The following is a 901-nucleotide window of genomic DNA, read 5'->3' on the forward strand; positions in this document are numbered from 1 at the left end:
GGGCTTTGTTGCATAAACATTCAAAAGCTGAGTTCTCCCCAATCCATTCAAATTTAAGACACAACTTGGGTGCGAGGTCTACCTAATTCCGTAAATCTATTCAGAACTGCCACACGCGCATGAATTTCATTGACCTGACTTTGAAAATGTCTTGCCGTCAGCCTATCACCTAATAATTTGATGCAATGCATCTTGGTTTCCACCAAACTACGACGGTGATAACCCGACCATTTTTTCCATAGGGTTCTGCCTAAATGTTTAACCGTTTGAAGTAACTCATTTCGTTCTATTGAACTTATTTTAGAATCTTTCCAGGGCTTGGCATTCTTTCTGGGTGGAATTACTGCATGTGCTTGACGATCTGAAATCACTTTTCTGCAGCACTTCGTGTCGTACGCGCCATCGGTATAGACAGAATCTATTCGCTCATCTAGTGGAATTTGATCCAGTAAATCACCTAGTACTTGTGAATCACTGACATTATTTGTAGTAAGCTGAACGGCACGTATTTGCAGTGTTTCAGCATCTATACCAATATGCAGTTTACGCCATTGCCGACGGTATTCAGGCTGATGTTTTTTACGCTTCCATTCGCCTTCACCTAAAAACTTTAAACCCGTAGAGTCGACAAGTAGGTGTAACCCATCATGACTTTTCTGATAGCTTATCGCAATATCAATATGCTTTTGTCGTCTACAAAGGGTGGAGTAATCTGGTGCTGTCCAATTCAAGCCACAGAGTTTAATCAGGCTTTGAACAAAGCCAGTAACCATACGTAAAGAAAGACGGAATAGAGATTTGATCATTAAACAGCATTGAATCGCTGTATCGGAATAAGTTTGATTTCGTCCTTGCTTGCCTTGTGGTTGTGCATACCATTGCGTCTTAGGATCAAACCAGA

General features: G+C 41.1%; 1 protein-coding gene. It reads right to left on the reverse strand.

Annotated features, from left to right (window positions below; translation table 11 throughout):
• Window positions 1-53 precede the first annotated feature (53 nt).
• On the reverse strand, window positions 54-901 hold an 848-nt coding region (locus tag AVJ19_RS21180; protein WP_111861436.1), incomplete at its 5' end, for an IS5-like element ISAha3 family transposase.

It is taken from the genome of Acinetobacter sp. CFCC 10889, assembly GCF_003268395.1.
Lineage (GTDB): Bacteria > Pseudomonadota > Gammaproteobacteria > Pseudomonadales > Moraxellaceae > Acinetobacter.